This is a genomic window from Burkholderia sp. WSM2230, assembly GCF_000472445.1.
In the GTDB taxonomy this organism is placed as follows: Bacteria; Pseudomonadota; Gammaproteobacteria; order Burkholderiales; family Burkholderiaceae; genus Paraburkholderia.
The window spans coordinates 97446-121953 of record NZ_AXAJ01000008.1 but is presented as its reverse complement, the minus strand read 5'-3'; the positions used below and the strand labels follow the sequence as shown (position 1 = coordinate 121953).

The following is a 24508-nucleotide window of genomic DNA, read 5'->3' as shown; positions in this document are numbered from 1 at the left end:
GTGCCCTGCGGCACCGTGCCCCGCCGTTTATGGGGCAGGGCCCTCTCAGGCAATTCTCCCGCCATTCTTCCCGCTCCAGCGTGCTTGTGAAAACACAATAAGGCGCGGCATGCCGCTGCTTCTCGCTCGCGCGACTGACAACCGCGCGAGCCGGAGGCCGGCCGAGCCGCTCTGGAGCCGTTCAATGAAACGCATGTTGTTCAATGCGACGCAGCAGGAAGAACTGCGCGTCGCCATCGTCGATGGGCAAAAACTCATCGACATCGACATCGAAACCGCCGGGCGCGAACAGCGCAAAGGCAATATTTACAAGGGCATCATTACCCGCATCGAGCCCTCGCTCGAAGCCTGTTTCGTCAACTACGGCGAGGACCGCCACGGTTTCCTGCCGTTCAAGGAAGTCGCCCGCCAGTATTTCCGTGACGGCGTCGACATGCGCTCCGCGCGCATCCAGGACGCGCTGAAGGAAGGCCAGGAACTGATCGTTCAGGTCGAAAAGGAAGAGCGCGGCAACAAGGGCGCGGCCCTCACCACCTTCATCTCGCTCGCCGGCCGCTATCTGGTCCTGATGCCGAACAACCCGCGCGGCGGCGGCGTGTCGCGCCGCATCGAAGGCGACGACCGTCAGGAACTGCGCGAAACCATGGCGCAGCTGCAGTTGCCCGAGGGCATGAGCATCATCGCGCGCACGGCCGGCATTGGCCGTTCCGCCGAAGAACTGCAGTGGGACCTGAACTACCTCATGCAGCTGTGGCGCGCCATCGAAGCCGCGTCGCAAAGCGGCTCGGCCGGCCAGCCGATGCTGATCTATCTCGAATCGAGCCTCGTGATTCGCGCGATTCGCGACTACTTCCAGCCGGACATCGGCGAAATTCTGATCGACACGACCGAAATCCATGACCAGGCGCGCGCCTTCATGGACATCGTGATGCCGGACAACGTCAGCAAGGTCAAGCGCTATCACGACGACGTGCCGCTGTTTTCTCGCTTCCAGATCGAGCATCAGATCGAAACGGCCTACTCGCGCACCGTGCCGCTGCCGTCGGGCGGCGCGATCGTGATCGACCACACCGAAGCGCTCGTCGCGATCGACGTGAACTCGGCTCGCGCCACCAAGGGCGCCGACATTGAGGAAACGGCCGCGCGCACCAACCTGGAAGCCGCGGACGAAGTCGCCCGCCAGTTGCGCCTGCGCGACCTGGGCGGCCTGATCGTGATCGACTTCATCGACATGGAGTCGGCGAAAAGCCAGCGCGAAGTCGAACAGCGCCTGAAAGATGCGCTCAAGCACGACCGCGCGCGTGTGCAGATGGGCAAGATCTCGCGCTTCGGCCTGATGGAACTGTCGCGTCAGCGTCTGCGCCCGGCGCTGTCGGAAGGCAGCCACGTGACCTGCCCGCGCTGCAACGGCACGGGCCACATCCGCGATACCGAATCGTCCGCGCTGCAAGTGCTGCGGATCATTCAGGAAGAAGCGATGAAGGAAAACACCGCGGCGATCCATTGCCAGGTGCCGGTCGAGGTGACCGCTTTCCTGCTGAACGAAAAGCGCTCTGAAATCAACAAGATCGAATCGCGCTTCAAGGTCAATGTCGTGCTGGTGCCGAACAAGCACCTCGATACGCCGCATTACAAGCTGGAGCGTCTGCGTCACGACGACGCCCGCCTCGACGAACCGCGCGCTTCGTGGAAGATGGCCGAGGAAGCAGCGCGCGAGCTGGAGTCGGAAACCGGCTACAGCAAGCGTACTGAGGAAGTGAAGCCGAAGCAGGAAGCAGCGGTCAAGGGCATCACGCCTGAAAAGCCGGCGCCGAGCGCGCCGGTTCGTCCGGCGGCAGCGCCGGCTCCCGTCGCAGTGACGCCGGCGAGCGGCGGCTTCATCGGCTGGTTGAAGAACCTGTTCGGCATGCAGCCGGCCGCGCCGGCGCCTGCCGTCCCGGCTACGCCCGAAAAACCGGTGCGTCCGCAGCGCGGCGAGCGCACCGAGCGCGGTGAGCGCACCGGCGAGCGCGGCGGCGACCGCAACCGCAATCGCCGTGGCGGCGCGGGCGGCCGCGATGCGGCGGCGCGTGGCGAAGGTGCGAACGGCGGCCGTCAGGGCCAGCAGCCGTCGCAGCGTCGCGAGGAACGCGAGCCGCGCGAAAGCCGTGAGGGCCGCGAAGCACGTGAACCGCGTGAGGGTCGTGAGCCGCGTGAGGCTCGCGAAGCTCGGGAACCGCGCGGCAGCCGCGAATCACGCGAATCACGCGAAGGACGCGAGGCACGTGAGCCGCGTGAGGCACGCGAGGGGCGCGAAACGCGCGAACGCGACAATCGCGGCGGCGACCGTGCCGAGACGGTGGAAAGCGCACCGCGCGGCGAACGTCAGGAACGGGGTGAGCGCCGCGACCGTGGCGAGCGCGCGGAGCGCGGCGAGCGTCGCAAGCAGCAGACGGAACCCGCTGATGCGTTGACGCAAGCCGACACGCAAACCGCTGAAGAACTGGCGCAAAACCAGGCTGCCGTCGTCGAAAACGCTGTGCCCGCCGATCAGGAAGCGGTGGCGCGTGAGGGCGAAGAGCGTCGTCGTCGCCGTCGCGGCCGTCGCGGCGGTCGTCGTGAGCGTGAGGAAGACGTGAACGGCAACCTGGCTGCGGACGTCGCGGAAGCGGAAGGCGACAACGCCAACGTCAGTGAAGAAGCCCCAGTGCGGGTTGCTCAGCCAGCGGAACGCAAGCCGGAAGCGGACGAAGTTAGCGTAGCCAAGGAAGATGTGGCGCCAGTCGAAGTCGTGGTTGCCGCTGTCGCGACTGAGAAGGCCGTCGTCACGGAACTGCACGCCGCCACGGAAACGCCGGCACTTGCCGCCGAAAAGGCAGCCAAGACGGAAACTGTCGTGCCGGTCGCTGAAGTGCCGGCGGCTGCGCCTGCCGTCGAGCCGGTTGCAGAAGTGCCCGTCGCGCAAGCCGCAACGCCGGTCGAACCGGCGCAGACCGCACCCGCGGCTGCGGAGACGGTATCGCTCGTGGAGCCGGTCATTCGCGAAGAAGCGCCGGCTGCTGCGCCGGCCGCCGCGGCGCACGCCGCACCGGCTCAGGTCGAGCCCGCTGCTCCGGCTGAAGTAGTCGCCGCCCCGGCCGCGGAAGCTCCGACGCAAGCGGAAATCGTCGAACCGAAGCCGGTTGTCGCGGCAGTGGCGCCGGCGGCGGAGCCGGCAGCTGTAGCCGTCGCGTCGCAAGCAGCAGAAGCCGCGCAGGCCCCGCAACACGCAGAGACGCCACACGCGGCCAAGCCGGTTGAGGCGTCGCTCAAGGGGGAAGTTTCGGCTGAAGCGCTGAAGCCGGTGCTGGAAAAAGCCGGTCTCGTCTGGGTCAACACCGACGCCGACAAGCTGCGTGCCGCGCAGGAAGCCGCCGCGCAAACGGTGAAACCGCCGCGCGTGGTGCGCGAGCGCAAGCCGTTGCCGCCGGTCGACAGCACGCCGATGCAGCAAGTGGAAACCGGCAGGCACCCGCAGTAACTCTCAGCAAATCTGTACGCCGCCTCGAAAAGCCCGCCCTCACCGGCGGGCTTTTTTTTCGCGCGGAAACCTCCCCAAGAGCCGGCCAGCCTCCCCGTAAACCCCGACAGCGCTTGCCGTCGCCCAGCCACAACATGCATTTCCGATAGAATGAAGAACTCGCCTTGCCGGTTAGACGCAACCAAAGCAACCCATGTCCCGACGCATCATCCCTGTTGCCGATCTCAGCGCGGTGCCGGTCATCTCCGGCCCGCTGCAGACGCCTAGCGGCGCGCTGCACGACGCGCTCGCGCGCCCGCTCAGCGATCTGCGCATTTCGGTGACGGACCGGTGCAATTTCCGCTGCGTCTACTGCATGCCGCGCGCCGTCTTCGACAAGGACTACGCGTTCCTGCCGCACAGCGCGTTGCTGAGCTTTGAGGAAATCGAACGCCTCGCGCGGCTCTTCGTCGCGCATGGCGTCGAAAAGATTCGCCTGACGGGCGGTGAACCGCTGCTGCGCAAGAATCTCGAATTCCTGATCGAGCGGCTCGCGCAGCTCACCACGCCCGCCGGCTATCCGCTCGACCTGACGCTGACCACCAACGGCTCGCTCCTTGCCCGCAAGGCCCAGAGCCTCAAGGACGCCGGCCTCTCGCGCGTCACCGTCAGCCTCGACGCGCTCGACGACACCCTGTTCCGCCGCATGAACGACGCGGACTTCGCAGTCGCCGACGTGCTCGACGGAATCGCCGCCGCGCAGGCCGCGGGCCTCGCGCCCGTCAAGGTCAACATGGTGGTCAAGCGCGGTACGAACGACAGCGAAATCGTGCCCATGGCGCGCCATTTCAAAGGCTCCGGCGCGGTGCTGCGCTTTATCGAATACATGGACGTCGGCACGTCGAACGGTTGGAACATGGCTGAAGTGCTGCCGTCCGCCGAGGTCGTCGCGCGCATCGCCGAGCATTTCCCGCTTGCGCCGCTCGAAGCGCACAGCGCCGCCGAAACTGCCCAACGCTGGGGCTACGTGGACGGCAGCGGCGAGATCGGCGTGATTTCGAGCGTAACGCGCGCCTTTTGCGCGAGTTGCACGCGCGCGCGCCTTTCGACGGAGGGCAAGCTGTACCTGTGCCTGTTCGCGTCGGCGGGCCATGACCTGCGCGCGTTGCTGCGCGGCGGGGCGAGCGACGCAGACATCGCGACCGCCGTCGCGGAAATCTGGCAAGGCCGCAGCGACCGCTACTCGCAACTGCGCGGCAGCAACGCGGCGGAGCCCGGCGCGCAGGAAGCCCGCCGCGTCGAGATGTCGTACATCGGCGGATAACCGGCAAGCATGCAGCCAACCAGGCGACCGACACGCGACCAGCTCACCGGCCTCGTGCTCGCGGGCGGGCGCGGCATCCGCATGGGCGGCGTGGACAAAGGCCTGCAAGCGCTGCATGGCGAGCCGCTCGCGGCCCACGTGCTGAGACGCCTTGCCCCGCAGACCGGCGCGCTGCTGATCAGCGCCAACCGTCACCCTGACATTTACGCGGCACTCGGCGCACGGTTCGGCGCGAAGATCGTCGCCGACACCCTGCCCGAATTTCCCGGACCGCTGGCCGGTTTGCTCGCCGGTTTGCGCGCGGCCCACAGCGATTACCTGCTGAGCGCGCCCTGCGACACCCCGTGGCTGCCCGCGGACCTGGCCGAGCGCCTGGCAGACGCATTCGCGGCGAACGGCGCCGACATTGCCACCGTCACCACGTCGGACGCCGAGGGCAAGGTCTCGCTCCATCCTGTATTTGCGCTGCTGCGCACCGGTCTCGCCGACGATCTCGCGGCTTTCCTCGAAGCCGGCGAGCGCAAGGTGCGCGCGTGGTACGCGCGCCACAAGACCGTGGAAGTCGCCTTTGCCGACGAGCGCGCGTTTTACAATATCAATTCTTTACAAGAACTCGCCGACCTCGAGCATCTTCCGGGTCCCGGCTGAAATCCCGCTCCGCCGCACGGCAAGTGCCACTCCCGCCGCCGGCCGCGACGTCCAGCTTTTTCATGACCACGCATAACGAATTTTCCCGCTGCGTCGCGCAGTACGATCCTCACGCGCTGCCCGTTTCGGCTGCTCAGGCGATCACTCGCGAGTGGGCCACGCCAGTCGCGGCCGTGGAGCGCGTGGCCTTGCGCGACGCACTCGAGCGCGTGCTCGCCGCAGACATCGTCTCGCCGATCGACGTGCCGTCGCACGACAATTCGGCGATGGACGGCTATGCGTTCAATGGCGCCGCACTAGCGGGCGGCACGCCGTCCGTGGAACTGACGGTGGCCGGCAAGGCGTTGGCGGGTCATCCGTTCGCGGGCCGCATCGAAGCCGCGCAATGCGTGCGCGTGATGACGGGCGCCTGCATGCCGGACGGCTGCGACACGGTGGTGCCGCAGGAACTCGTGGAGCGCAGCGCCGATTCCCCATCGATCCGCTTTGCAGCCGACGCGGTGCAGGCAGGCGCGAACCGGCGCCTCGCCGGCGAAGATCTGGCTCGCGGCCATGCGGCGTTGCGCGCGGGCCGCGTGATCCGCGCGTCCGACCTCGGCTTGCTGGCTTCGCTTGGTATCGGCGAGGTCAATGTGCGGCGGCGTTTGCGCGTCGCGTTCTTTTCGACCGGCGACGAATTGCGCTCCCTCGGCGAGCCGCTCGACGCGGGTTCCGTCTACGACAGCAATCGCTACACGCTGTTCGCCATGCTGCGGCGTTTGAACGTGGACGCGCTCGATCTGGGCGTGATCCGCGACGAACCGGCCGCGCTCGAGGCCGCCCTGCGCAGCGCCGCCGCAAGCGCCGACGTGGTGCTGACCTCGGGCGGCGTCTCCGTGGGCGAGGCGGATTTCACGAGGCAACTGTTGCAGACATTCGGCGACGTCGCATTCTGGAGTCTCGCCATGCGCCCGGGCCGCCCGCTCGCGTTTGGCCGCATATGGTCCGGCGAACGGCCGGGTGTCGGGCTACCTGCGTTATTCTTCGGGCTGCCGGGCAATCCGGTGGCCGTCATGGTGACGTTCTATCAGATCGTGCGCGAGGTCCTGTTGCTCATGTCGGGCGCAACGCCGCAAGCGCTGCCGGTGATTCATGCGGCGAGCCAGCGGCCGATCCGCAAGCGGCCCGGGCGAACCGAGTTTCAGCGCGGCATCGCCACTCAGGACGCCGACGGCCAGTGGCACGTCACGCCGACAGGCTCGCAGAGCTCGGGCGTGCTGAGTTCGATGAGCGAGGCCAATTGTTTCATCGTGCTCGGTCATGACGAAGGCGACATTGCCGAGGGCGAACGCGTCAATATCATGCTGTTCCACGGCCTGATCTAGCCGTTCCGAGAGCTTTCACGACCCGGCGCTTTCATCGCGGTCACGTTTTGCTTTACCCATTACCACTACGACATGCGGGTTTGACTACATGAAAAAACAGATCTCGTTCATTGCACCGGGACAAACGGCCAAAGCACTTATCCTCGTCTACCTGACGTTCTCCGTGCCTATCGTGCTGTTGGGCGTGCTGGTCGCGTTCGTGCGCTACGGTTCGGTCGAACTGAGTACTGTGTTCAGCGCGCTGCTGTTGAATGCCATTCTCGGCTTCATTCTTTTGTGGATTGCCTGCCACGCATACAACTGGGTGGCTTCGCGCTTCGGCGGCATTGAAATCCAGTTGACCGACGCGCCGGAAGAAGCCTGACGCGTGTTCGGTTGCGCGTCGTTGGGCCGGGCTGGCGCCGATTACTGACGCCGACGTTGGCATTCCCGCGCCGCGGCCCGCCTCACTGCTCGTCGGGATCGATGCCTGGCAATGCACCGCCTATCAAGCCATTCGCCTCTTCGCCAGGCAGCGCCTCCACGTCGCGGAGCTTGCGGTTCATGACGCGAGTGCGCGTCTCCGCCGCCTCGATGGAGCGCGTGACCGTTTCCAGCTGCGCCTTCGTCTTCGCAAGCACGTCGCCGAATTTGCCAAACTCCGTCTTGACCGCCCCGAGCACCTGCCACACCTCGCTCGAGCGCCGCTCGATGGCAAGCGTGCGGAAACCCATCTGCAAACTGTTGAGCAACGCGGTCAGCGTAGTGGGGCCGGCAATCGTCACGCGATAATCGCGCTGCAGCAGATCAGAGAGTCCCGGTCGACGCAGCACTTCGGCGTACAGACCTTCGGTTGGCAGAAACAGCAGCGCGAAGTCAGTCGTGTGCGGTGGCGCCACATACTTCTCGGCGATGCTGCGCGCCTCGGCGCGAATCCGCGCTTCGAGCGCGCGCGACGCTTCTTCTACCGCGAGCGGATCGGCTCGTTCCTGCGCGTCGATCAGGCGCTCGTAGTCTTCGCGCGGAAACTTCGCGTCGATAGGCAGCCACACCGGCGCGCCCGCCCCGCTCGCCCCGCTCGCCTCCAAGCGTCCCGGCAAACGAATAGCGAACTCGACGCGCTCTGAGCTCTTCGGCACGGTGGCCACATTCTTCGCATATTGATCCGCAGTGAGCATCTGCTCGAGCAACGCTTCCAGTTGCACTTCACCCCACGTGCCACGCGTCTTGACGTTCGTCAGCACCTTCTTCAGATCGCCGACGCCGGCCGCGAGCGTCTGCATTTCGCCGAGTCCGCGATGCACCTGCTCGAGCCGGTCGGAGACGAGCTTGAACGACTCGCCAAGGCGTTGTTCGAGCGTGGCATGCAGTTTTTCGTCGACGGTGCGGCGCATTTCCTCCAGCTTGCTCGCGTTGTTCGACTCGATGTCCTTGAGCCGCTGCTCGATGGTTGCGCGAACCTCGGCAAAGCGCCGATCGTTCGCCTCGGTGAGTTGCCCGAGTTGCAGGCTGAGCGTGTCGCCGAACTGCTTGAGCGAGCGACCCTGTTCGTCGCGCGCCTGCTGCGCCTGTTGCTGCAGACTGTGGCGCACCGCGTCCAGCTGTTGCGCGAATCCATCGATCTTGCCGGCCTGCACCGTCGTCATGCTGCTGAATTGCGCGGCGAGCGTTTGTTGAAAGTGCGCGAAGCCGCTGCTCTGCTCGGTGCGCGACACACGCGCCGTCTCGGCGATGTCGTTGCGCAATTGCCGCTCCAGACGCTCATACGCGTGCGCCTGCACCTCGGCTGCCGCGTCGACGCGCTCGGTCAGCAGTTCGAACTGTTCGTGCTCGCCGGCGCGACCCGGGCCGCGCATCAGCAAGGCGAGAGCGAGCACCAGAGCGACCGCCAGCACGGCGACGGCCGCGACCAGAATCATCGTCATGCACGCGCCCGGCCGATCACTTCGGCATTGATCGGATTAGACGGCTGGCCCGCGCGCGGACCTTCGCCGAGACCGGCAATCAGATTGTCCGCGGCGAGGTTCGCCATCGCGCGGCGCGTCGCTTCGGTTGCGCTGGCAATATGTGGCGTCAACACGACGTTCGGCACCGTAAGCAGGTCCGGGTTCAGGTTCGGCTCGCCTTCGTACACATCCAGGCCAGCCGCGGCGATCTGCTTCGCGCGCAGCGCCTTGACGAGCGCCGCATCGTCGACGATGCCGCCGCGCGCGATGTTGGTCAGCGTGGCAGTCGGCTTCATCAGCGCGAGCTCGGCGGCGCCGATCGTGTGATGGTTCTCCTTCGTGTAGGGCAGAACGAGCACGACATGATCGGCGCGACGCAAGAGGTCCTGCTTCGACATGTATTCGGCGTTCAGTTCGGCCTCGATTTCCGGCGCGACACGCGAACGGTTGTGATAGACGACGTGCATGTTGAAGCCGCGGGCGCGCCGCGCGAGCGCCTGGCCGATCCGGCCCATGCCGATCACGCCCAGTGTCGAGCCGTGGAGATCGCTGCCGAGAAAGCTATCGTACGACCATTTCTGCCACTTGCCGGCGCGCAGCCAGTGCTCCGATTCCGCGATGCGCCGCGCGGCGGCCATCATCAATGCCCAGCCGAAGTCCGCAGTCGATTCATTGAGCACGTCCGGCGTATTCGTGCCGAGCACGTTCGCCGCGTTGAACGCAGCCATGTCGAAGTTGTTGTAGCCCACCGCCATGTTCGATACCACGCGAAGACGCGGCGCAGCCGCGAGAACGTCCGCGCCGATCGGATCGCCGGCCGTCAGCGCGCCGTCCTTGTCGGCGAGGCGGCGCGTCAACTCTTCCGCGGACAGCACGTCGCCCTGATTCCAGTCGACATCGAAATACCGTTGAAGCCGTTCGATCACATCGGGAAAGATCGGACGGGCGACGAGTATCTTCTGCATTGCAATTCTCCGTGTAGCGTGTCGAGTTCGACGGCCTCGGCAGCAAGCTCAGTATCAGAAAAACAGCCAGCCGGTGACGAGAAAAAGCGGCATCAACACCGCACCCGACCAGCCCAGATAAGCGAAAAAACTCGGCATGCGCACACCGCGCGACTCCGCGATGGCCTTGACCATGAAGTTCGGCGCATTGCCGATATAACTGTTTGCGCCCATGAATACCGCGCCCGCCGAGATCGCGGCCAGCGTGGTGGCGCCCGCGGTCATGAGCGACGCGGCATCGCCCCCGGCGAGGTTGAAGAACACGAGATACGTGGGCGCGTTGTCGAGAAACGAAGATAGCAGGCCTGTTGCCCAGAAGTACATCGCGTTATGCGGCTGCCCTGCCGAATCGTTGACCAGATGAACGACGCCGGCAAATGCGCCTGCTTCGCCTGCGCGCAGCATCATGATCACCGGCGCAATGGTCACGAAGATACCGGCAAAGAGCTTGGCGACTTCTTCTATCGGCGCCCAGTTGAAGTCATTGCCCGCGCGCGCCGCACGCGGCGTCCACGCGAGAGAAAGCAAGGTGACGCCGATGAGCGCCACATCACGCACGGCGTTCTGCAAGGCGACATGGGTGCCGAACACGTCGAAGCTCACGCCGGGCTTCCATAAGCCGCTCATCAGCACGAGGCCGACAACCGCGCCGAGCAAAACAAAGTTGATCTTGCCGTCGATACCGAGCTGAGGCGAGTCGGGCGTGGGGTCCAGAAAACGCGCGCGCTCCTCTTCCCGTCGATGGAAATAATAGGAATCCAGGCAATAGAACGCGACGAGCAGCACGCCGCAAACGAACAGCATTGGCAGAGCGAGATGCGTAGTGGTCCAGAAGAACTCGACGCCTTGCAGAAAGCCGAGGAAAAGCGGCGGATCGCCCAGCGGCGACAGCGAACCGCCGGCATTGGCCACCAGAAAGATGAAGAACACCACCACGTGAACGACATGCCGGCGATTGTCGTTCGCGCGCAGCAACGGCCGGATCAGCAGCATGGCCGCGCCGGTCGTACCCATTACGCTCGCGAGCAAGGTGCCTAGCGCGAGAATCGATGCGTTCAGGCGCGGCGTGCCGTGCAGATTGCCGCGCACGCAGATGCCGCCCGCCACCGTGTAGAGCGCGGTCAGCAGCACAATGAACGGAATGTATTCTTCGAGCAGGGCATGCATGAGCGTGCCGAAGGCTATGCTTGCGCCGAATGCCAAAGCGAACGGCACGAGAAACGCCAGCGCCCACGCCGCCGCGATCTTGCCGAAGTGGTGATGCCAGAAAGCCGGCGCGATAAGCGGAAATACGGCAATGGAGAGCAGAACGCCCGCGAACGGCAGTGCCCATAGCGGGGAAAGCGACGCACCGTTAAGAGTGGCGGCGCACGCGAGCTGAGGCCAACTGGTGAGCATCAATGCAGCCACGAGCACCATGCTCGACGGCATGGCACGTCGAATCATATTCTTGAAGTCCTCTTCTGAAATGGCAACGGATAGCGCGAACCGCACGCTTAAGACAAAGAAACAGCCGCCGCCCAGCTCACGCGCCGAGTACGACGATCACGTGCACGCGGTAAGGTCCATGCGCGCCCAGCACGATGGTCTGTTCGATATCGCCGGTACGTGACGGCCCCGAAACGAAGTTGACCGCACGCGGAAGCTCGCCCCGCTCGCTACGGATCAACGCGAACGCTTCTTCATGTCCTGCCACGATGCGCGAGGCCGGCACAATTGCAATGTGCGTTTCCGGCAGCAGGCCCGCTGACGCATACGTCTGCGGGCCGGAGAGCAACACGAGCGAGCCCGTCTCGGCAGTCGCGCAGAAGCAGCCGGTCAGGCCTACAACGTCGCCGTCGCGCGGCTTGCGGAATTCGACGCTGACACCCGCGTCGTTCCAGTTCAGATCCTGCAGCGTTTGCCACGCAATGGCTTGCAATGGCAGCGCATGTTGAACGAGATAACGATACGCGGCGGCCGGTACATCGGCGAGCGACTCGACCGTGTCCACGGTAGTCGCCAGCTTTTGCGCTTCTTCGATAAAGCGCGCGGCGAGATCGGCAGGCATGTCCGGGCGCGGTCCCTGCGGATGGCGCGCGAGGTAATCCGCCGCGGCCTCGCGCTCGGACGCTGACGGCTCCAGCTCGCGGCCTTGTGCCGCGCGGATGCGCGCCAGAATGTTGCGGCGGGCAGTCGATGTGTCCATATGCGAAAGTCCTCGGGAGTCCTCGTGCGACAGCCGTGCGATATGCAAGCTTTGCATGCCGGGAATTATACCGGCCGCCCTCCACGCGAACACCCTGGCCGGACGGCCCAGGAGCGCGTAGTACACGCGACCAACGCTTTTTCGTGCGCTCGTTCGCGTGTCCTTTCGTGCGCTCGTTGGTGTGCCTTTTCGTGCTCTACTTCGCGGGCTCTTCCTCGGGCTGCGCGATGCCGAACACCTGGCGCAGATAGGCCAGATAAGCCTTGTCCTCGCACATGTTCTTGCCAGGCGAATCCGACAGCTTCGCCACCGGCTGCCCGTTGCAGCGGACCATCTTGATCACGATCTGCAGCGGGTTGTAGCCGAGGTCGTTGGTGAGATTGGTGCCCACGCCGAACGCGAGCTTGCAGCGGCCGCGAAAGCGCTCATACAGTTGCAGCACCTTCGGAATGTCGAGCGCGTCGGAAAACACGAGAATCTTCGTGCGCGGGTCGCAACGGTTCGCCTCGTAGTGCTTGAGCAGGCGCTCGCCCCAGTCGAACGGGTCGCCCGAATCGTGACGCGCGCCGTCGAACAGCTTGCAGAAGTACATGTCGAAATCGCGCAAAAACGCCTGCATGCCGTAGACGTCGGACAGCGCAATGCCCAGGTCGCCGCGATACTCCTTCGCCCACATTTCGAAGCCGAAAATCTGCGAATCGCGCAGCCGCGGACCGAGCGCCTGACACGCCTGCAGATACTCGTGCGCCATCGTCCCGAGCGGCGTGAGGCTGTGCTTCATCGCGTAGAAGACGTTGCTCGTGCCGGCGAACTGCTCGCCCAAACCATCTTTCAGCGTCAGGATGACTTCTTCATGCCACTCTTTCGAGAAGCGGCGCCGCGTGCCGTAATCGGCGATTTTGCAGTCGGCGAATTCCGGGCGCGCGCCGAGAAGTTTCATTTTTTCGACGAGGCGTCCGCGACCTTCGCTGTAGTCCGGTTCCTGTTGAGTGTTGCGGAAGTAGACTTCGTTGACGATCGCCAGCATCGGAATTTCGAACAGGATCGTGTGCAGCCACGGGCCTTTGATCTCGATGTCGATTTCGCCGTTGTTCTTAGGCGATGGCTCGATCGAAATGTACTTCTCGTTCAGATGAAAGAGCGCGAGGAATTCGATGAAATCGCCCTTGATGAAGCGCATGCGCCGCAGGTAGTCGAGCTCGTCGTCGGCAAAGCGCAACTCGCAGAGCTTGCGCACCTCGTCGCGAATCTCGCCGATGTACGGCACGAGGTCGACGTTGGGCGTGCGGCAACGGAAGCGATACTCGACGTTGGCCGCCGGGAAGTGATGCAGCACGACCTGCATCATCGTGAACTTGTACAGATCGGTGTCGAGCAGCGAAGTAATAATCATGATGGTGCGAACTGGACCGCGGGAAGTACGGAAGGCCTGACTCAACCCATGCATACGGCGCGCCTCGTGCGCACCGCTTGACGCATGTTACCCGAATGCGCCGCGCCTCAGGCTCCAGCGCGCGGGCCGCCGACCGCCCTCTCGCCCGCTCCGTTGGACTCCTTGCCGGCGCAATAAACTAATCACGAAAACATATAAAAGGCAGGGTGCGATGCTGCATGCGCCTCTTGACGTTACGTTACAATAGCGCTTTTGGCGTTTGCCGCCTTCCCTGATTCTGCATGCAGGAGTTGCCTGAATGACTCACGTTGTGACCGAGAGCTGCATCAAGTGCCGCTATACCGACTGCGTCGATGTGTGCCCGGTGGACTGCTTTCGCGAAGGTCCCAACTTCCTCGCGATCGACCCCGATGAATGCATCGACTGCGCCGTCTGCGTGGCCGAATGCCCGGTGAACGCCATCTATGCCGAAGAAGACGTGCCGGGCGACCAGCAGAACTTCATCGAACTGAATGCCGATCTTGCCAAGAACTGGCCGAGCATCACTAAGACCAAGGCGCCGCTGCCGGAAGCCGACGAGTTCAAGGACGTCAAGGAAAAGCTCGCGCTACTGGTGCGCTGAGCATTTCGCGCCTGTCTCACCCCTGCCCGCTTCTATCAATTTGAGATGAACGCGAGGTATTGACAGGCGCCCGAGCTGATCCTACAATTTCGTTTCTCTGCTGTTGTTGTTCTGTTCCTCGATAGCTCAGTCGGTAGAGCGCCGGACTGTTAATCCGTAGGTCCCTGGTTCGAGCCCAGGTCGAGGAGCCAAGAATTGCAAAAGCCCGTTAACCACGACGGGCTTTTTTATGTAGATCAAGTTGTACTGCTGTTCCTCGATAGCTCAGTCGGTAGAGCGCCGGACTGTTAATCCGTAGGTCCCTGGTTCGAGCCCAGGTCGAGGAGCCAAAATTTGAAAGGCCCGCATCCGTGCGGGCCTTTTCTTTTTGTGCGCTGCAAGGCACAGGTGGGTCATGCTGCGTGCGCTGGTTGGCGCTGGTTGGTTTATGCGCTCATCTGCCGTCTGGTTCAGCTCCACCTGTTTCGCCGCCGCGTTGATTCGCCGCGGCCCTGCCATAACATTCTTGCGCGGGTGGCTTTGCGTGTCATCGCGCGAACGCCGCAGCGGTATACGATGGCGGCTTCGCAGCGCGCAAACAGCGCTGCCCAACGCCCCCTTGCTCATCAGTCGGCAATCTCATGAAACTCGCTCCGTTGCGCATCGCGCTTTCAGCCCCGCTTACCGCCGCGCTTGCATTGGCCTCCACCATCCTCGTGCCTTTGGCGCATGGCGAAGAAGTCGGCAGCGTCAATACCAATTTCCACATCACGGGTTCGGACCGCGTGGTGGTCGAGGCGTACGACGATCCGCTCGTGCAAGGCGTGACCTGCTACGTGTCGCGTGCCCGGACCGGCGGCGTCAAGGGCACGCTGGGTATTGCGGAAGATCCCACGGAGGCGTCCATCGCCTGCCGCCAGGTCGGCACAATCCATTTCAGCGGACCGCTGAAGCAGCAAGCCGATGTGTTCTCGGTCAGCATGTCGTTGATCTTCAAGGCATTGCACGTGGTGCGCGTGGTCGACACCAAACGCAACGCGCTGGTGTATCTCACGTACAGCGACCGGGTAGTAAGCGGCAGCGCTAAAAACAGCGTCAGCGCCGTGCCGATGCCGGCCGGCATCACGATCCCGCTCAAGTAAGCGAACAGCGACGACGCAATGCCCGACCCGAGCTGCGTCCTACGAAAAAGCGCACGGCTCGTACGGCGCCGACGCGCGCGCTGCCCTGCCGGCCAGTGCCTCGCCGCGCTAAACTGAGCGGCTGTGCGAGAGCCCTGCCATGACCGCTGTCCATCGTTTCCGCAATTCCGCCCGTTACTGGCGCACGCCGCTTCTACCCGGCGCGGACCTGCTCACGGCCGAATATCACGACCACGAATTCTCGCCGCACTGGCACGACGCGTACACGATCCCGGTAATCGTCGCGGGCGCCGAGGGTTACCGCTATCGCGGCTCCGACTATGTAGCCGAAGCGGGCGGCGTGCCGATCATCAATCCGGGTGAACTGCACACCGGCTCGAAGGCGGTGGAGGCAGGCTGGCGGTATCGCGTGATGTATGCGCCAGTGCGATACATTCACGAACTCGCCGACCAGGTCGCCGGCAAGCCGCAGCCGCTGCCATGGTTCGCGCCGGGCGTGATTCGCGATCCCGATCTCGCCGTGCGGCTCGCGAACGCGCACCGTCTGCTGGAAGCAGGTACCGACGCCCTCGCCGCCGAAGCCGCGATGCTCGACGCGCTGTCCACGCTGCTCGTGCGCTACGCGCAGACACAGCCAGAGCCTTCGCGCGTCGCGCCTGACGACGCCCGCGTCGCCGTGATGAAAGAGCGTTTGACAGGCGACCTGCTCGAGTCCGTCACGCTCGCTGAGCTCGCGCAGGCCGCCGGACTGTCGCCGTTCCATGCGGCGCGCCTGTTCAACCGGACCACTGGCCTGCCGCCGCACGCATGGCGCAATCAGGTGCGCTTGCAGCGCGCGCTCGCGCCGCTGCGCGCGGGCGTTGCCGTTACCGACGTGGCGGCCGCCAGCGGCTTCACCGACCAGAGCCACTTCACGCGGCATTTCCGGCGCATGTTCGGCGTGCCGCCCGGACGCTGGCAGGGAGCTTGAGCTTCGTTCGTCCGCAAGAACGTACAAGCCCCGCCGCGGCTCGCCCGCTATGCTTCCCGACTCAAGGAGGCAAGTCTTGACCCAGTCGAACCATCTAAAGGAATTCACCGCTGGCGCACGCGACATCATCCCGATGATGGTCGGTGCGGCGCCCTTCGGTGTGATCTACGGCACGCTTGTGGCGTCCGGCCCGCTGCAGTTGTGGCACGGCGAGTTGATGTCGCTCGTCGTATTCGCCGGCTCGGCGCAGTTCATCGCACTCGGGCTCATTGCCGGTCACGCGAGTTTCGCCGTGATCCTCGCCACCACGTTCGTCGTCAATCTGCGTCACGTGCTGTACAGCGCGACGCTGGCGCCGCATGTCGCGCATCTGCCGGCGCGCTGGCGCTGGGCCCTCGCCGCACTCCTCACCGACGAGGTGTTCGCCGTCGCCTGGGAACACTATCGCAACCGTGAGCCGGGCACCGTGGGCCCGCATTACTTCTTCGGCGCGGGTCTCGCCATGTATCTGAACTGGCAGTGCTGGACAGTGGGCGGTTTGCTGTTCGGCGCGGCGTTCCCCGGCCTGCAATCGCTCGGGCTCGATTTCGCGATGGTCGCGACCTTCATCGCAATCGTTGTGCCGCAGCTCGTCGCGGTGCGCTATATGGCGGCCGCGGCGACTGCGGGGACGCTCGCTTTCCTCTGGCAGGCGTGGCCGTACAAACTCGGTCTGCTCGCCGCGGTGTTCGCGGGCGTCGCCGTCGGCGTTGTGCTGTCGGCGCCGGGGCTGCGCTCGCGGCGCGGGCGCCGATCCGCGGAGGCATCGCGATGAACTACGTGATTCTCATCTTCGGCATGGCGCTCATCACGTGGGTGATCCGCGCCGCCGTCTTCGTGTTCGGCGACCGGCTGGTGTTCCCGCCGCTGGTGCGCACGGCCCTTGGCTTCGTGCCGGTCACCGTGCTGACGGCGATCATCGTGCCGATGGTCGTCTCGCCGCATGGCGCCGACGCCGGTGCCGAGCTGACCTGGCGCAATCCGCAACTGGTCGGCGCACTGGCCGCAATCGCGGCGAGCGCACTGACGCGGCGGCCGCTTGTCACCATCGCGATCGGGCTGACGGTGTTTTTCGTCTGGCAAGGCGCGGTGCTCCGGTAAAGCCTGGGCCATCGCCCTGGTAAGTGCCTACTCGCGCGGCAAGGCGCGAATATCGCACGGCTGAGCGTCGCAGCGCCATCGACCATGAGCGTTGGCCGACGCCAGCGTCCGTCTGCGCAGCGCATTGCGCGGCGCTCCTTGCACGGCCCTGGCCGAAACGGGCAACCCGACAAATCCCTTAAGTTTCCCGTCAATCCGCCGATATGCAGTCGAGGTCCGCTCGTCGGCATACGTCCCGCCAACGACGCGGCAACAGGCAGGAATCAAGCGCGCGGCCATCGCGCGTCGCATCCTCCGGGTCCGCTTGCGACCGGAGCACTCGACAAGGCCGCGCGGCAGGACCAAACGGGAAACACACATGGGTCAAATCACCCTCACGCTCAAAGACGAGACCATTGCGACGCTGCGCAAGGATTTCGACGCTTTTCTGCGCGTATCGCTGAAGCTCGATCCGCAGTTCGCGACGCCGTCGTTCGAGGACTTTTTGCGCGCCAAGCTGCTCGACAACATGGTGCCGCTGACGGAGCACGCGGTTCAGCGAATGTTGCAGGGCGGCCAGTATGCATGGGCGAAACGCACGCTGGACAAGGAGTTTCCCGACGTCGTCGCGATCCTGATGCGGCAGGCGGGCGAATTCGGCTTCGGCTTCGCTGCGCGCTCCGAATGGACGCCCGAAGAACTGGCCAAGCAATGCCGCGACTGGGCAGCGGCGATCGTCAAGGAAGCCGAAGGCGACGCCGTGCTGGTCGACCCGCTCGCCGCGCAGATCAAGGGCGCGGTGCAAGACATCCAGGCGCTCGAAGAAATCATGCAGACGCCGGCATGGCGGCTGGTCGAATCGCTGCGTCAGCGCGTGTACGAGGCGAAGGTGGCTTGCGAAACGACTGTGGGCAGCACGGCGCGCGAAAAGCTTGGCGAACTGCGCGGGCTGTTGCGGCTCGGCATTTCGCACGGCTCGTTCCAGAAGCAGGAAGCTCAACAGATCATGGAATATCTGCGCCTGCTGAAACCCGAAATTTTCGTGGAAGAGCCGTACGACGTGTTCTCGCGCATGGCCGCATGGCTGCGCAACTTTTTCGTCCCGCCGCGTCCGACTGCGCAGCAGCAACGTCAGTCGCGCTGATCCACGGCTCGCGGGTGCCCCGCCTTTAGCTTCCGGCCGACCGGCAGCCGCCGGGCCGCCTTTTGCCCAGCCCCGGTTAGTCCCACATCTTCCTGAGCTTCGCGCCGATTTCCAGCTTTGCCTGCGCCGCGGCGGCCAGTCCCGCGGCGGTCGGCGCGCTCGGCACGGCCACGCGCGGCCACGCATAGGCGTCGAACAGGGGCATCAGATGCGCGGGAATGAAGCGCGTGCGCGACGCCCATACATGGCGGTCGCCCAGGTGCGTCTGGTTGTGCACGTAAAAGCGCTGCGGCACGACGATATGCAGGTCTTCCTTCGCGCGCGTCATCGCTACGTAGAGCAGGCGGCGCTCCTCGTCGATTTCCTCCTCGCTGCCGGTGCCCAGGTCGGACGGAATGCAGCCGTCCACTCCATTCAGCACGAATACGTTGCGCCACTCCTGCCCCTTCGCCGAATGGATGGTGGACAGGATCAGATAGTCTTCGTCGATGAGCGGAACGCCTGACTCGTCGCTGGTGGCGTCGGGCGGATCGAGCGTGAGTTCGGTCAGGAAGCGTTCGCGCGATGCATAGGTGCCCGCGATGCTTTCCATCTGCAGGACGTCGGCATGGCGGATCGCGGCGTCTTCGTGATTGCGCGCGAGATGCGGCTCGTACCAGCGCCGCACCATCTCGAATTCCGCGGGCCACGGCGTCTGGCGCCCGTACACGCTCGACATCAGCTTGACGAACGGATGCCAGTCCTCCTGCGCGCGCGGCGGTGGTGCGAAGGCCGCGAGCACGCTGGCGGCTGGGTTGGCGGCCAGGTTGATGCCTGCGCCGCCAACATCACCGGCGCCCACGCGGGCGACGATTCCGTCGAGCACCTTCGCGGCCGTGGCCGGCCCGACGCCCGGCAGCAGTTGCATGACACGGAAACCGGCCACACGGTCGCGCGGATTCTCGGCCCAGCGCAGCACCGCGAGCACGTCTTTCACATGCACGGAATCCAGAAACTTGAGCCCGCCGAACTTCACGAACGGAATATTGCGCCGCGTGAGTTCGATCTCGAGCGCGGCGCTGTGGTGCGCGGCGCGAAACAGCACCGCCTGCGACTTCAGCTTCATCCCCTGCTCGCGCGCTTCGAGAACCTGTTCGACGACGTAGCGCGCCTGGTCCGCCTCGTCCGCGACAGTCACGAGACGCGGGCGCTGCGCCGACGCCTTGTCGGTCCACAAGTTCTTCGTGTAGCGCTCGCTGGCCAGTTCGATCACCGCATTCGACGCGGCGAGAATCGGCTGCGTCGAGCGGTAATTGCGCTCGAGCGTGACCTGCGTGGCAGGCGGATCGAACTGCGCCGGGAAGTCGAGAATATTGCGCACCGTGGCGCCGCGAAACGAATAAATTGACTGCGCGTCGTCGCCGACTACGGTCAGGCCGCGCCCGTCGGGCTTGAGCGCGAGCAGGATAGACGCCTGCAGGCGATTGGTGTCCTGATACTCGTCGACCAGCACGTGGTCGAAGCGCGCCGAAAGGTCCGCGGCAATGGCCGGTTCGGCGGCCATATGCGACCAGTAGAGCAGCAAGTCGTCGTAATCCAGCACGCTTTGCTTCTGCTTCGCGTCGACGTAAGCGGCGAACAGCATGCGCAGATCGGCCTCCCACTCGCGACACCACGGAAACGCGCTGTTGAGAACCTGGCCAAGCGACGCGCCGGTGTTCACAACGCGCGAGTAGATCGCGAAGCAGGCGCCCTTGGCCGGAAAGCGCCGCTCTTTCGCCGATAGCCCCAGTTCGTGGCGGACGAGGTTCATCAGGTCGGCGGAATCCTCGCGGTCGTTGATCGTGAACGCGGGCGCGAGGCCAATGAGTTCGGCGTATTCGCGCAACAACCGCGCGCCGACGCTATGGAAGGTGCCCGCCCACGTTAGTCCTTGCGCGAGCGCGGCGCGCGTGCCGAGCGCCGCCGTGGCGATGCGCGTGACACGGCGCGTCATTTCCTGCGCCGCCCGGCGCGAGAACGTGAGCAGCAGAATTCGGCGCGGATCCGCGCCTTTGACGACCAGATTAGCGACACGATGCGCGAGCGTGTTCGTCTTGCCCGAACCCGCGCCTGCGATTACAAGCAGCGCGCCGGGCGGGGCATGAGGCGTCTGTGCGCCGTGTTCGACGGCTTGCCGCTGCGCGATGTTGAGCTTCGCGAGCCAGGCGTTGGCGTCGGATGGCGGCGGAGATTCGGCGACGGGAAGCACAGTTGGTTTTTGCAGGCGTTGGACGGATCGGGAATGGCGACGCATACTGTATATCCATACAACGTTGGCGCACAAGCGCCCTTTTTTTGGGGCGCTGGGCGCTGGGCGCTGGGCGCTGGGCGCTGGGCGCTGGGCGCTGGGCGATGGGCGATGGGCGTTGGGCGTTGGGCGTTGGGCGTTGGGCGCTGGGGGCGTTGGGGGCGTTGGGCGTTGGGGCGCGGAGGACGCGGGAGACGCTGAAAGACGGAGCGCCCAAAGCCCGGAGCCCGGAGCACCGAAGCCGACAGCCGGGGCACTTCGGGCACCGCCAGCACCCAAAGCCCCGCGAACCCTGGCATGGCCCGGTCGCCACTTCTCACTCCGCGTCGCCAGTCCCTCCGCCGCATAAAGAACAACGGCCCGTTCGCCTGCGCGCAACGGGCCTCGACGATCCAACCAGACTTCCCTGCTCATTCAGAAAGCCCAGACTCGCCAGCCAACAAGCGATTTATTGCTTTTTGGCGTCCTTCAGATTGGCTTCGGCGTTGGCTTTGTCAGCGTCGGCCTGAGCCTCGGTTTTTTCCTTATCGGCCTTGGCTTGGGCGACAGCCGCCTTCTTGTCGGCCTTTGCCTGCTGTTTCGCGGCCTTCTTGTCGGCATGCGTGACCGGCGCGGCGGCCGGATCGCTCGCCTGCGCGAACGCAATCGACGACAGACAACCGGCAATCAACAGCGCTCCGAGCCGGCTCACGGCGAATTTCGCGGACTTCGTAGATTGACTATTTTTCATGCGATAACTCCTTGCCAAAGCGCTCAAAACCAGGCGGGAGCGCGTCCCGCCCGAGCGTGAATCCAGCTAAGCCAGGCGCGCTGCGCCCGGCTTCGAACGCGATTAGTGCTTGACCTCGCCGCCGTCGGTCTGCTCGCCGGCCTGACCTTGCATGTTCATCTTCATTTCGTTGCTGGCGGCCTGCTTGTCCGCCTTCATGTTGATCTTCGCGTCGCGCACCTGCTCCTTGTATTCGGACTTGGCGGCCTTTTGCTGCTGCTTCAACTCGGCCTTCGACGCCTTCTTCGACGCACGATACTCCGCACTGGCCTTCGCGTTGGCTTCGCGCTTTTGCACCAGCGGGTCCGTCGAGCCCGGCGCGGTCAGGCGGGTCGGCGCCGGCGTGACGGGCTGCACCGGTTGGACGCCCTGCGCTGCCGGCGCGACATCGGCGCCCGGCGTCTGCACTTGCGTCTGCATCTGCGCTTGTGCGTTCACGCCCGCAGCCGGCTGCACCGGTTGGATGGGCTGCGTGGTCTGCGCCATTGCGGCGGCAGCCGAGAAAGCGGTCATGGCGGTACCGATCAGGAGCGTACGAATCTTAGTCATGGCTATTTCCTCTCTAAAGTTGTCGTGGCGCGGGCGGAGCTTCCGGCACCGAGTCGCTGCGGTGTGCGGGGCACCCTTCCGGTCTGCTCACAGCCGAACTGGAGCCGGCAAGCTTTGCTGCTGAGAGCCACTTTACGAGTCGAGTCGTTTCGCGGCGACCGGTGTTACGCAACGTTTCACTTTCCGACAAACGCATAACATCTACTTGCATTTGCTTTCGATGCGCTCGTTGGCTCACGGCGATGCGGGCCCGGGACAACGCGTCTTCTTCAGGGCAAGCTTGTGGCTTATGATGCGAACCCCTGGCCTGAAAGTGCAAAGCCCATGCCCAACCTTGATTTCATGCTGACCGGCGACTACGTCGAACTCCACAATCTGCTGAAGATTACGGGGCTCGCGGAAAGTGGCGGCCAGGCAAAAATGATGGTCGCGGACGGTGCGGTGACCGTCGATGGCCGCGTCGAAACGCGTAAAACGTGCAAGATCCGCGCGGGTCAGGTGGTGCTGCTCGGCGACACGCGGATCGCTGTCCACGAAGCGTGAGACGGCGCGGCTGGGACCACGAGAATCCGCAGGCGAGCGGCGCACCAAAAACGTGCGTTGTCCATCGACATTGCAGCGGCTACACAATAAGCTGCTAGCTTCGCCACGCAGGGCGATTGAGTGGCACGGCGGGGGCCGGTTCCAGCGCGCGAGGCGTGACGCCGCCTGGCGCCACCTTTGCAGCTGTAGCCAAAGCCGCCGCCAAAGCCCTGCAGTCGAAAGCCGCTGTGGCCGCACCCGCCGTCTCCCATACGCATAACACGCACGCTCCATGACTCAATCCGGCTTCACCCGTGCCGCCGCCCGCCCGCCGACTCTCTCGCGCCACGCCGCCGACACCGCGCGGCTCGCCGCGCCGCTTGCCATCGCGCAACTGTCGCAAATGGCGATGAGCGTCACCGACACGATCCTGCTCGGTTCGCTCGGCCCTGACGCGCTCGCGGCCGGCGGCCTCGGCGCGAACCTGTTTTTCGTCGTCGTGACGCTGCTGCAGGGCGTGCTGACATCCGTCAGCGTGAGCGTTTCGCATGCGCGCGGCGCGCAGGACGAAAGCCGCGTGCCGCATATCTACTGGACCGGTTTCATGCTCTCGGTGCTGCTCTCGCTGCCGGCGTTCGTGCTGCTGTCGTTTGCTGCGCCGATCCTGCTGGCGTTCGGCGAACCCGCGCTGCTTGCGCACAACGTCGGCGAATATGCGGCGGTGCTGCGCTGGGGCGCGCCCGCCAGCCTGATCGGCGTGGGGCTGATGCGCTCGTTTCTGCCCGCAATCGGCGCGGCGCGGCGGCTTCTGTGGGTGTCGATCGCGAGCGTCGGCGTGAACGGCTTTCTGAACTACGGACTGATCCACGGCGCCTACGGCCTGCCGCGGCTCGGCTTTCTCGGCTCGGCCGCCGCGACTTCCATCACCGTCTGGCTCACGGCGCTCGTGCTGATGGCGCTGCTGCACCTGCGGCCGCGCTACCGCCACTTCGTGGTCGCCACGCGCCCCAATGTGCCGCTGATGGGCGAACTGTTCGGCATCGGCTGGCCCGTCGCGATCACGTACGGCGTCGAGTCCACACTGTTTCTGGCGACCGGCCTGATGGTCGGTCTGCTCGGCGAGTCGCAACTGGCCGCGCATCAGATTGCGTTGAACGTCGCGTCGGTGGCGTTCATGGTGCCGCTCGCGATCGGCCAGGCGGCCAATGTGCGAGTCGGCTTCTGGTCCGGCGCGGGGCAACCGCTCGCCGCCCGTCACGCGGGCTTTGTCGCGCTCGCGCTCGGCGTCGGCTTCATGACGCTGTCGGGCATCGTGCTGATCGCGGCGCCGCACTGGATTGTCGGCCTGTACCTACATCTGGACGATCCGGCGAACGCCGCGACCGTCGCGCTCGCCAGTTCGCTGCTCGGCGTGGCGGCCATTTTCCAGATCGTCGACGGTATGCAGACTGTGGGCTCCGGTTGCCTGCGCGGCCTGAAAGACACCCGCATACCCATGATCGCGGCCGCCTTCGGTTACTGGGTAATCGGCTTTCCGACCGGTTACACGCTCGCGTTTCATTTTGGGCTCGGCGCTCGCGGATTGTGGTGGGGACTCGCGGCAGGCCTCGCAAGCGTCGCTTTGCTGATGACGCTGCGCTTTCACAAACTGAGCCTGCGACGCGTGCCCGCGACGGCGGATGCGCCGCCCGCTGCATCGGTCTGAAGCGCGGAGAGTGAGCGGGTTCAGTCGAGCGGCGAAACGCGAGGACAAGCGGGAGCCAGCCATACGCAATCGGCGTAGCTGCCGCGGCGAGCCGCCTTAACGTACCGCACCGAACGCTTACACCTTCATCTGCTGAGCGCTGAGCGCAAACTGGTTGCACGCGCAACGAGCCGCTCAGCACGCCCGGCGCCCTAACTGTAAAATGCCGTGTTTTCAGCGCGAGTCGCGCGGTGAGTCGCACAAGCGCGCACCGCTGCGCTGAAATCCGCTCGCGCGCCCCACAAAGGACTGCGCCGCAGGCAAGTCCGCCATCCGCTGACGCACTGCCCTTCTCTTGCCAGAACCCACAGCAACCGCCGCGACGCACAAGCGCTGTACAGGCGGCTGACGCGCC

The 24508-nt window shown here is 65.0% G+C and carries 21 protein-coding genes and 2 tRNA genes; 15 read left to right on the top strand and 8 right to left on the bottom strand.

From position 1 onward, the window contains the following. The first annotated feature begins 184 nt into the window (after positions 1-184). The 5 genes from A3AC_RS0117320 to A3AC_RS0117300 all read left to right on the top strand — a co-directional run bounded on the left by A3AC_RS0117320 (position 185) and on the right by A3AC_RS0117300 (position 7178). Positions 185-3499: an Rne/Rng family ribonuclease gene (locus A3AC_RS0117320; RefSeq protein ID WP_025600381.1), complete on the top strand. Its 3315-nt coding sequence runs from the start codon at positions 185-187 to the stop codon at positions 3497-3499. A gap of 193 nt (positions 3500-3692) precedes the next feature. Next, the gene (moaA, locus tag A3AC_RS0117315; RefSeq protein WP_025600380.1) at positions 3693-4802 is read left to right on the top strand and encodes a GTP 3',8-cyclase MoaA; all 1110 of its coding nucleotides are present in this window, start codon (positions 3693-3695) and stop codon (positions 4800-4802) included. 9 nt (positions 4803-4811) lie between these two features. Further along, positions 4812-5450, top strand: coding sequence for a molybdenum cofactor guanylyltransferase MobA (mobA, locus tag A3AC_RS0117310; protein ID WP_025600378.1), 639 nt, complete (start codon positions 4812-4814; stop codon positions 5448-5450). A gap of 62 nt (positions 5451-5512) precedes the next feature. Further along, positions 5513-6814, top strand: coding sequence for a molybdopterin molybdotransferase MoeA (gene moeA / locus A3AC_RS0117305; protein WP_025600376.1), 1302 nt, complete (start codon positions 5513-5515; stop codon positions 6812-6814). Positions 6815-6902: 88 nt separating this feature from the next. After that, positions 6903-7178 (top strand): hypothetical protein, encoded by a 276-nt coding sequence (locus tag A3AC_RS0117300; protein ID WP_006053283.1) that lies wholly within the window; start codon positions 6903-6905, stop codon positions 7176-7178. Positions 7179-7260: 82 nt separating this feature from the next. Here A3AC_RS0117300 and A3AC_RS0117295 read toward each other — a convergent pair whose 3' ends face one another. From A3AC_RS0117295 to pncB, 5 genes are all read right to left on the bottom strand, one after another. Continuing rightward, entirely contained in the window at positions 7261-8718 is a 1458-nt protein-coding gene (locus tag A3AC_RS0117295) for a DNA recombination protein RmuC (RefSeq protein ID WP_025600373.1), read from the bottom strand. Next, positions 8715-9704 (bottom strand): 2-hydroxyacid dehydrogenase, encoded by a 990-nt coding sequence (locus tag A3AC_RS0117290; protein WP_025600372.1) that lies wholly within the window; start codon positions 9702-9704, stop codon positions 8715-8717. The genes A3AC_RS0117295 and A3AC_RS0117290 overlap by 4 nt, the downstream gene beginning before the upstream one ends. A 54-nt stretch (positions 9705-9758) precedes the next feature. Beyond that, positions 9759-11174, bottom strand: coding sequence for a sodium:proton antiporter (locus A3AC_RS0117285; protein WP_442856511.1), 1416 nt, complete (start codon positions 11172-11174; stop codon positions 9759-9761). Positions 11175-11268: 94 nt separating this feature from the next. Continuing rightward, positions 11269-11931 carry a LutC/YkgG family protein gene (locus A3AC_RS0117280; protein WP_025600369.1) on the bottom strand — a complete coding sequence of 221 codons (663 nt, stop codon included), beginning with the start codon at positions 11929-11931 and terminating at the stop codon, positions 11269-11271. Between the two features lie 196 nt (positions 11932-12127). Continuing rightward, positions 12128-13324 carry a nicotinate phosphoribosyltransferase gene (gene pncB / locus A3AC_RS0117275; RefSeq protein ID WP_025600367.1) on the bottom strand — a complete coding sequence of 399 codons (1197 nt, stop codon included), beginning with the start codon at positions 13322-13324 and terminating at the stop codon, positions 12128-12130. 298 nt (positions 13325-13622) lie between these two features. Here pncB and fdxA point away from each other — a divergent pair, with 298 nt between their 5' ends. The 8 genes from fdxA (at position 13623) to A3AC_RS0117230 (ending at position 18300) form a co-directional block, all read left to right on the top strand. Beyond that, positions 13623-13946 carry a ferredoxin FdxA gene (gene fdxA, locus A3AC_RS0117270; protein WP_006052862.1) on the top strand — a complete coding sequence of 108 codons (324 nt, stop codon included), beginning with the start codon at positions 13623-13625 and terminating at the stop codon, positions 13944-13946. 115 nt (positions 13947-14061) lie between these two features. Continuing rightward, positions 14062-14137: transfer RNA gene (locus A3AC_RS0117265), tRNA-Asn, on the top strand. 62 nt (positions 14138-14199) lie between these two features. Further along, positions 14200-14275 (top strand) — tRNA-Asn (locus A3AC_RS0117260). A 291-nt stretch (positions 14276-14566) separates the two neighbouring features. Continuing rightward, positions 14567-15067, top strand: coding sequence for a CreA family protein (locus A3AC_RS0117255; RefSeq protein ID WP_025600366.1), 501 nt, complete (start codon positions 14567-14569; stop codon positions 15065-15067). A 139-nt stretch (positions 15068-15206) separates the two neighbouring features. Beyond that, a complete protein-coding gene (locus A3AC_RS0117250) occupies positions 15207-16037 on the top strand; it encodes a helix-turn-helix transcriptional regulator (RefSeq protein WP_025600364.1) in 831 nt (276 codons plus the stop codon). A gap of 49 nt (positions 16038-16086) precedes the next feature. Further along, a complete protein-coding gene (locus A3AC_RS0117245) occupies positions 16087-16851 on the top strand; it encodes an AzlC family ABC transporter permease (RefSeq protein WP_051361647.1) in 765 nt (254 codons plus the stop codon). Further along, complete coding sequence (locus tag A3AC_RS0117240) at positions 16848-17177, top strand: AzlD domain-containing protein (protein WP_025600362.1); 330 nt, start codon at positions 16848-16850, stop codon at positions 17175-17177. Before A3AC_RS0117245 ends, A3AC_RS0117240 begins: the two co-directional genes overlap by 4 nt. Positions 17178-17535: 358 nt before the next feature. Then, positions 17536-18300, top strand: a complete 765-nt coding sequence (locus A3AC_RS0117230) for a DUF4088 family protein (RefSeq protein WP_025600360.1) — start codon at positions 17536-17538, stop codon at positions 18298-18300. A gap of 76 nt (positions 18301-18376) precedes the next feature. On the opposite strand, the gene A3AC_RS0117225 is transcribed toward A3AC_RS0117230, so the two are convergent. From A3AC_RS0117225 to A3AC_RS0117215, 3 genes are all read right to left on the bottom strand, one after another. After that, a complete protein-coding gene (locus A3AC_RS0117225) occupies positions 18377-20530 on the bottom strand; it encodes an ATP-dependent helicase (protein WP_025600358.1) in 2154 nt (717 codons plus the stop codon). 487 nt (positions 20531-21017) lie between these two features. Continuing rightward, the gene (locus tag A3AC_RS0117220; protein ID WP_025600357.1) at positions 21018-21299 is read right to left on the bottom strand and encodes a hypothetical protein; all 282 of its coding nucleotides are present in this window, start codon (positions 21297-21299) and stop codon (positions 21018-21020) included. A gap of 102 nt (positions 21300-21401) precedes the next feature. Further along, a complete protein-coding gene (locus tag A3AC_RS0117215; protein WP_025600356.1) occupies positions 21402-21887 on the bottom strand; it encodes a hypothetical protein in 486 nt (161 codons plus the stop codon). 324 nt (positions 21888-22211) lie between these two features. Between A3AC_RS0117215 and A3AC_RS0117210 the strand changes: the two genes are divergently transcribed. Both A3AC_RS0117210 and A3AC_RS0117205 read left to right on the top strand, forming a co-directional pair. After that, on the top strand, positions 22212-22430 hold the full coding sequence (locus A3AC_RS0117210) for an RNA-binding S4 domain-containing protein (RefSeq protein WP_025600354.1): 219 nt from the start codon (positions 22212-22214) through the stop codon (positions 22428-22430). Between the two features lie 271 nt (positions 22431-22701). After that, positions 22702-24114 carry an MATE family efflux transporter gene (locus tag A3AC_RS0117205; protein WP_025600352.1) on the top strand — a complete coding sequence of 471 codons (1413 nt, stop codon included), beginning with the start codon at positions 22702-22704 and terminating at the stop codon, positions 24112-24114. The last annotated feature ends 394 nt before the right edge of the window (positions 24115-24508 follow it).

What these genes read in the sequence shown, in the direction of transcription:
- A3AC_RS0117320 (WP_025600381.1), top strand. Translation starts at nt 185, where the DNA reads ATGAAACGCATGTTGTTCAATGCGACGCAGCAGGAAGAACTGCGCGTC.
- moaA (WP_025600380.1), top strand. Translation starts at nt 3,693, where the DNA reads ATGTCCCGACGCATCATCCCTGTTGCCGATCTCAGCGCGGTGCCGGTC.
- mobA (WP_025600378.1), top strand. Translation starts at nt 4,812, where the DNA reads ATGCAGCCAACCAGGCGACCGACACGCGACCAGCTCACCGGCCTCGTG.
- moeA (WP_025600376.1), top strand. Translation starts at nt 5,513, where the DNA reads ATGACCACGCATAACGAATTTTCCCGCTGCGTCGCGCAGTACGATCCT.
- A3AC_RS0117300 (WP_006053283.1), top strand. Translation starts at nt 6,903, where the DNA reads ATGAAAAAACAGATCTCGTTCATTGCACCGGGACAAACGGCCAAAGCA.
- A3AC_RS0117295 (WP_025600373.1), bottom strand. Translation starts at nt 8,718, where the DNA reads ATGACGATGATTCTGGTCGCGGCCGTCGCCGTGCTGGCGGTCGCTCTG.
- A3AC_RS0117290 (WP_025600372.1), bottom strand. Translation starts at nt 9,704, where the DNA reads ATGCAGAAGATACTCGTCGCCCGTCCGATCTTTCCCGATGTGATCGAA.
- A3AC_RS0117285 (WP_442856511.1), bottom strand. Translation starts at nt 11,174, where the DNA reads ATGCCGTCGAGCATGGTGCTCGTGGCTGCATTGATGCTCACCAGTTGG.
- A3AC_RS0117280 (WP_025600369.1), bottom strand. Translation starts at nt 11,931, where the DNA reads ATGGACACATCGACTGCCCGCCGCAACATTCTGGCGCGCATCCGCGCG.
- pncB (WP_025600367.1), bottom strand. Translation starts at nt 13,324, where the DNA reads ATGATTATTACTTCGCTGCTCGACACCGATCTGTACAAGTTCACGATG.
- fdxA (WP_006052862.1), top strand. Translation starts at nt 13,623, where the DNA reads ATGACTCACGTTGTGACCGAGAGCTGCATCAAGTGCCGCTATACCGAC.
- A3AC_RS0117255 (WP_025600366.1), top strand. Translation starts at nt 14,567, where the DNA reads ATGAAACTCGCTCCGTTGCGCATCGCGCTTTCAGCCCCGCTTACCGCC.
- A3AC_RS0117250 (WP_025600364.1), top strand. Translation starts at nt 15,207, where the DNA reads ATGACCGCTGTCCATCGTTTCCGCAATTCCGCCCGTTACTGGCGCACG.
- A3AC_RS0117245 (WP_051361647.1), top strand. Translation starts at nt 16,087, where the DNA reads ATGCTTCCCGACTCAAGGAGGCAAGTCTTGACCCAGTCGAACCATCTA.
- A3AC_RS0117240 (WP_025600362.1), top strand. Translation starts at nt 16,848, where the DNA reads ATGAACTACGTGATTCTCATCTTCGGCATGGCGCTCATCACGTGGGTG.
- A3AC_RS0117230 (WP_025600360.1), top strand. Translation starts at nt 17,536, where the DNA reads ATGGGTCAAATCACCCTCACGCTCAAAGACGAGACCATTGCGACGCTG.
- A3AC_RS0117220 (WP_025600357.1), bottom strand. Translation starts at nt 21,299, where the DNA reads ATGAAAAATAGTCAATCTACGAAGTCCGCGAAATTCGCCGTGAGCCGG.
- A3AC_RS0117215 (WP_025600356.1), bottom strand. Translation starts at nt 21,887, where the DNA reads ATGACTAAGATTCGTACGCTCCTGATCGGTACCGCCATGACCGCTTTC.
- A3AC_RS0117210 (WP_025600354.1), top strand. Translation starts at nt 22,212, where the DNA reads ATGCCCAACCTTGATTTCATGCTGACCGGCGACTACGTCGAACTCCAC.
- A3AC_RS0117205 (WP_025600352.1), top strand. Translation starts at nt 22,702, where the DNA reads ATGACTCAATCCGGCTTCACCCGTGCCGCCGCCCGCCCGCCGACTCTC.